Source organism: Acetanaerobacterium sp. MSJ-12 (genome assembly GCF_018917875.1).
Lineage (GTDB): Bacteria > Bacillota > Clostridia > Oscillospirales > Ruminococcaceae > Bittarella > Bittarella massiliensis.
The window spans coordinates 324397-330447 of record NZ_JAHLPK010000003.1 but is presented as its reverse complement, the minus strand read 5'-3'; the positions used below and the strand labels follow the sequence as shown (position 1 = coordinate 330447).

The following is a 6051-nucleotide window of genomic DNA, read 5'->3' as shown; positions in this document are numbered from 1 at the left end:
CCGCCCTGCCCGGCGCCCGAGCGGGTGGCGGCCCCGGCGCGCCCGGCGGCTGCCGCCAGGGCAAAGGCGCCCGCCGCCAAGCCGTCCAGGGCCACCGTCTCCGGCGGGGAGGAGATCCTCGGCAAAAAGATAAAGCTCGGCCAGGTGACCCCCCTGGGGGAGCTGAACAGCGACTTCAACGACATGGCGGTGCTGATCCGGGGCAAAATCTTCGACATCGAGAAGAAGGAGATCCAAAACGGCCAGCGGCTGGTGGTGCAGCTCGACATCACCGACGGCACCGGCTCGATGACCGTCAAGACCATCAAGGAGCCGGCCAAGCTGGAAAAGGTCATGCAGCTGGGCAAGGGCGACAGCATCCTGGTGCGGGGCAAGGTGGTCTACGACCGCTTTGACCGGGACATCAACATCCAGCCCTACGACATCAACGAGACTGCCGACCCCATGCAGGGGCGCAAGGACACCGCCCCCCGCAAGCGGGTCGAGCTGCACATGCACACCAAAATGTCCTCTATGGACGGGATGAGCGAGGCCTCCGATCTGATCAAACAGGCCCACAAGTGGGGCCACCGGGCGGTGGCCATCACCGATCACGGGGTGCTGCAGGCCTTCCCCGACATCATGAATACGGTGGCCGGCATCCGCAAGGAGGACCCGGATTTCAAGGCCATCTACGGGGTGGAGGGGTACTATGTCAACGACGCCACCCCCTGCGTCAAGGGCCCCGACAGCGTCCCCTTCGACGGGGAGTTCGTGGTCTTTGACATCGAGACCACCGGGCTGCAGGCCGCCAGTGAGCGGATCACCGAGATCGGCGCCATCCTCCTGAAAAACGGGGAGGAGGTGGACCGCTTCTCCACCTTTGTCAACCCGGAGAAACCCATTCCCCCAAAAATCACCCAGCTCACCGGTATCGACGACACCATGGTGCGGGACGCCCCCAGCGAGAGGGAGGCGGTGGGGGAATTCCTGGCCTTCTGTGGGAACCGCACCCTGGTGGCCCACAACGCCGATTTCGACACCGGCTTCATCGCCGCCGCGGCCGCCCGGCACGGCCTGCCCTTTCAAAACACTTACATAGACACGGTGCTGCTGACCCAGATGATCCACCGGGACCTGCGCAACTACAAGCTGGACACGGTGGCCAAGTACCTGGAACTGCCCCCCTTCAACCACCACCGGGCCACCGACGACGCCAAGGTGCTGGCCGACATCCTGGTGCGGCTCTTTGCCACCCTGCGGGAGCGGGGGCTGCGCGCCACCGGGGACATCAACACCTCCCTCTCGGGGGCCGACCCCAAGAAGCTGCACTCCTACCACATCATCCTGTTGGTGCGCAACAACACCGGTCTGAAAAACCTCTACAAGCTGGTGTCTGAGAGCAACCTGGACTACTTTTTCCGCCGCCCGCGGATGCCCCGCAGCCGCATCAACGCCCTGCGGGAAGGGCTGATCATCGGCAGCGCCTGTGAAGCAGGTGAACTTTACAGGGCGATTGCCGACGGCAAACCCTATGAAGAGCTGCTGAAGATCGCCGACTTCTACGATTTCCTCGAGATCCAGCCCCTGGGCAACAACATGTTCATGGTGCGCAACGGCTCGGTGAGCGACGTGGGGGTGCTGCAGGAGCACAACAAGCTCATCTGCCGCCTGGCCAAAGACCTGGGCAAGCCGGTGGTGGCCACCGGGGACGTGCACTTTTTGAACCCCGAAGACGCCATCTTCCGGGAGATCCTCATGACCGGGCAGGGCTTTAGTGACGCCTCGGAGCAGGCGCCCCTCTACTTCAAGACCACCGACGAGATGCTGGAGGAGTTTGCCTACCTGGGGCGGGAGCTGGCCGAGGAGGTGGTCATCGACAACCCCGGCAAAATTGCCGACATGGTCGAGCAGATTCGCCCCATCCCCATGGGCACCTTTACCCCCACCATCGAGGGGGCGGAGGAGGACCTGGTGCGCATCACCAACGACCGGGCCAAAGAGCTCTACGGCGACCCCCTGCCCGATTTGGTGCGAAAGCGGCTGGATCGGGAGCTGGACTCCATCATCAAACATGGGTTTGCGGTGCTCTACATCATCGCCCAGAAACTGGTCTGGAAGTCGGAGGAGGACGGCTATCTGGTCGGCTCCCGGGGCTCGGTCGGCTCCTCCTTTGTGGCCAGCATGGCCGGCATTTCGGAGGTCAACCCCCTGGTGCCCCACTACCGCTGCCCGTCCTGCAAGTATACCGAGTTCTTTGACGACGGCAGCATCGGCTCCGGCTTTGACCTGCCGGACAAGGTCTGCCCCCAGTGCGGCGCCCCCCTGGTGGGGGATGGCCACGACATCCCCTTTGAGACCTTCTTGGGCTTCAACGGCGACAAGGCCCCCGATATCGACCTGAACTTCTCGGGCGAGTACCAGGCCAGCGCCCACAAGTACACCGAGGAGCTCTTCGGCAAGGACCACGTCTTCAAGGCCGGCACCATTTCCGGTATCCAAGACAAGACCGCCTACGGCTACGTGATGAAGTACCTGGAGGAGAAGGACCGGGTGGTCCACAAGGCGGAGATGAAGCGGCTGGTGCAGGGCTGTACCGGGGTCAAGCGGACCACCGGCCAACACCCCGGCGGGATGGTGGTCGTCCCCTCCAACCACGAGGTGTACGACTTCACCGCCGTGCAGCACCCGGCGGAAAAGGCCGACTCCGACATCATCACCACCCACTTCGACTTCCACTCCCTCCACGACACCATCCTCAAGCTCGACGAGCTGGGACACGATGTTCCCACCCTCTACAAGCACCTGGAGCGGCTCACCGGCATCCACGTCAACGACCTGCCCATGAACGACCCCCAGGTGTTCAAGCTCTTCACCAGCCCGGAGCCCCTGGGCATCACGGCGGAGGAGTTGGGGAGCGAGACCGGCACCTTTGCCATCCCCGAGATGGGGACCAATTTCGTCCGCCAGATGCTGGTGGACACCCAGCCCAAAAACTTCACCGACCTGCTGCAGATTTCAGGCCTCTCCCACGGCACCGACGTCTGGCTGGGCAACGCAAAGGACCTGATCAAAGACGGCATCTGCACCATCAGTGAGGTGGTGGGGACGCGCGACAGCATCATGGTCTACCTGATGCACAAGGGGTTGGAGCCCAGCATGGCCTTTAAAATCATGGAGATCACCCGAAAGGGCAACGCCAAGAAGCTCCTCACCGAGGAGCACTTTAAGGCCATGCGGGAACACGGCGTCCCCGAGTGGTACATCGAGAGCTGCCTGAAAATCAAGTACATGTTCCCCAAGGCCCACGCCGCGGCCTACATCATCGGCGCCATGCGGCTGGCCTGGTTCAAAATCTACCGCCCGCTGGAGTTCTATGCCGCCCACTTCACCGTGCGCGGCGGCGACCTGGACGCCGAGGCGGCGGTCCGCGGCCCGGCCTACACCAAGACCCAGATGGACAATCTCAAGGCCAAGGGGATGGAGCGCTCGGTCAAGGAGGAGGACACCTACGGCACCCTGCAGGTCATGTACGAGATGATGCTGCGGGGGTACGAGTTCCTGCCGGTGGACATCTACAAGTCCGGCGCCACCGACTACCGGTTGGAGGACGGCAAGATTCGGCTGCCCTTCAACTGCCTGCGCGGACTGGGCGACACCGCCGCCATCGCCCTGGAGGAGACCATCAAAGAGGGGGGCTTCATCTCCATCGACGAGATCCAGACCCGTTCGGGCATCTCCAAGACGGTGGCGGACAGCCTCAAGGAGTGCGGCGCCTTCGGCGACCTGCCCCAGTCCAGCCAGATGACCTTCTTCTGATCGCTCCGCCGTTTGTGCGCGCTTCTACTCGGCAGTCCGCCCCTCTCTGAGGCGGGCTGCTTTTTGTGCGAACCCCAAGCACACATCGTTTTCCCGGGACCTTCGCACCGAAAAATTGGGTAGCAGAGTGGGGGAAAGGGGAAGGAATGGGAGAATAGATCTTGCAGTTTGACATTTGTTTGTGGAAGTTGTATTGTTGTGGTGAAAGAATACCTGCCTTTTTGTAGGTGTTTGCTGTCTCGCTCCCACGCGGAGCGAGTGGATTGAAATGATATGCTCGCCTACAAAAAGCGCGCCAACCCCCGGTCTCGCTCCCACGCGGAGCGAGTGGATTGAAATGCAAAATCGCTTGAATTTGATCGCCAAATAGTGCGGTCTCGCTCCCACGCGGAGCGAGTGGATTGAAATACGTTATGACCAGCGATGTGCAGTTTCCCGCGCGTCTCGCTCCCACGCGGAGCGAGTGGATTGAAATGAGACAACAGGTGTAGTGATTGTGTACGACACATAGTCTCGCTCCCACGCGGAGCGAGTGGATTGAAATACCTGTCCATTCTGAAAGCTATCCTTGACCCGACGTCTCGCTCCCACGCGGAGCGAGTGGATTGAAATATAATTAATAATTTCAATAGAACCATCTACTTCTTGTCTCGCTCCCACGCGGAGCGAGTGGATTGAAATACCCCCGCCGCCTTGGCCCGCAGAAACTCCGCCTCGTCTCGCTCCCACGCGGAGTGAGTGGATTGAAATTGGGGCCGTCTACCATATCGAAAAGGTCGAGAATGTCTCGCTCCACGCGGAGCGAGTAACTAAAATCTTTCCGTCGATTTGAGAATTGCCTTACCCCCCTGCCTTTTAGAGGGTGGCAGGGGACATCCTATTCCCCACAAAGCACTTTCCCATTTCCCTCCATCAAAAAAGAGAGAGCCAGACAGCACCACCTGTCTGGCTCTCTTTTACTTCTTCTTGCGGGGCTGGTTTTGCCCTCGTTGTCCGCCCTGTCCAGCGGGTTTTCCATTGGCCGCGGGCCGTCCGCCCGGCTGTCTAGTTGCGGGCTGCCTGGGCGGAGCTGGGCGCTCTCTTCGGGGCGGCCGGGGCTGTTTGGGGGTGGGCTCCAGGATTTCCATGGGGTAGGGGTGGTTTTTGACCACCGGGATCTCCTGCTTGATGAGCTTTTGGATGTCCTTGAGGTAGGGGATCTCGTCGAACATGCAAAAGGAGATCGCCGTGCCGCTGAGCCCTGCGCGGCCGGTGCGGCCGATGCGGTGGACATAGGTCTCCGGCTCGTTGGGCAGGTCGTAGTTGATGACGTGGGACAGCTCGTCGATGTCGATGCCCCGGGCGGCAATGTCGGTGGCCACCAGCACCCGGATGGAGCGGTCCTTGAAGGCCTTGAGGGCGGTCTGCCGGGCGCCCTGGCTCTTGTTGCCGTGGATGGCCTTGGCCTCGATCCCCGCCCGGCCCAACTCCTTGACCACCCGGTCGGCCCCGTGTTTGGTGCGGGTGAAAACCAGGGCGGACTCGATTTCCGGCTGCTGGAGGAGGTCGGCCAGCAGCCGCTTTTTGTTGGGCTTGTCCACGTAGTAGAGGGACTGGCTCACCTTCTCGGCGGTGGTGGCGGAGGGGGTCACCGAGACCTTGAGCGGGTTTTTGAGGATGGTGCGGGCCAGCTTTTCGATTTCCGGCGGCAGGGTGGCGGAAAAGAGCAGGGTCTGCCGTTCCTGGGGCAACTGGGCCACCACCCGCCGCACGTCGTGGATAAAGCCCATGTCCAGCATCCGGTCCCCCTCGTCGAGGACAAATATCTCCACCTTTTTGAGGGAGATGTACCCCTGTCCGATCAGGTCGTTGAGCCGCCCGGGGGTGGCCACCAGGATGTCGACCCCCCGCTGCAGTTTCTCCACCTGCGGGTTTTGGGAGACCCCGCCGAAGATGACGGCGCAGCGCAGGGGGAGGTACTTGCCGTACTGGACAAAATTCTCGTAGATTTGCAGGGCCAGTTCCCGGGTGGGGGTGAGGACGAGGGCGCGGATGGGCGGGCGCTTGCCGACCCGGTCGGTGCCCAGCCGCTGGAGGATGGGGGCGGCAAAGGCGCAGGTCTTGCCGGTCCCCGTCTGGGCGCAGCCGAAGAGGTCCCGCCCGGCAAGCACCGGGGGAATGGCCTTTTCCTGAATGGGGGAGGGGGTTTGGTACCCCATCTCCGCCAGGGCTTTTAGAATGGGGGGAGAGAGTTTTAAATCGACAAATTGCAAA

General features: G+C 62.0%; 2 protein-coding genes and 1 CRISPR repeat array. Of the genes, one reads left to right on the top strand and one right to left on the bottom strand.

Annotation, left to right across the window (positions count from 1 at the left end):
• Window positions 1-3798: PolC-type DNA polymerase III (locus KQI11_RS05260; RefSeq protein WP_216401323.1), on the top strand; the 3798-nt coding region annotated here is incomplete at its 5' end.
• A 236-nt stretch (window positions 3799-4034) separates the two neighbouring features.
• A CRISPR array of direct repeats spans window positions 4035-4548; the repeat unit is 34 nt; unit sequence GTCTCGCTCCCACGCGGAGCGAGTGGATTGAAAT.
• Between the two features lie 206 nt (window positions 4549-4754).
• On the opposite strand, the gene KQI11_RS05255 is transcribed toward KQI11_RS05260, so the two are convergent.
• Complete coding sequence (locus KQI11_RS05255; protein ID WP_216401322.1) at window positions 4755-6050, bottom strand: DEAD/DEAH box helicase; 1296 nt, start codon at window positions 6048-6050, stop codon at window positions 4755-4757.
• Window position 6051 lies beyond the last annotated feature (1 nt).